Genomic DNA, 453 nt, shown 5'->3' with positions numbered 1-453 from the left:
AACAACGACAGTGTAAAGTTATATGACAGCAATTGAAATTGGTCTGGATTGTTAATGCGATGAAGTGTGAGGGCGATCAATCAACGAGTGAAAATTGAGGGCGTAAGGTGTTCAGGAAGCGCAAAATAGAAGATTGGTATAATAAATTAAAAAAGGGACAGCCTGAGCTATCCCTTTTCTGCATGCGGCTGAAGTTAGTCAGCACGCCCCATATAACGGCGTTCTTCGATATGGATACGAATTTTTTCGCCCGGGCTTAAGTATTCTGGTACCTGAATCACCAGACCAGTGCTCAATGTCGCCGGTTTGTTACGGGCGCTGGCAGATGCCCCTTTGATGCCTGGTGCGGTTTCAACGATTTCCAGATCAACGGTCTGCGGCAGCTCAAGCGCCAGCAGTTGACCGTCCCAGGTCAGCACCTGCATGTCCGGCATGCCGCCCTCTGGCATAAAC

Annotated in this window: 1 pseudogene; it reads right to left on the bottom strand. The window is 49.0% G+C overall.

The features are described 5' to 3' along the window. Positions 1–194: 194 nt before the first annotated feature. Positions 195–453, bottom strand: a pseudogene (locus tag GR212_RS36605) (hypothetical protein); the annotation flags it as partial.

The sequence above is a fragment of the Martinezella lusitana genome, from assembly GCF_010668395.1.
Classification (GTDB): Bacteria; Pseudomonadota; Alphaproteobacteria; order Rhizobiales; family Rhizobiaceae; genus Rhizobium; species Rhizobium lusitanum_A.
This window is presented reverse-complemented; position numbering and strand designations above follow the sequence as displayed.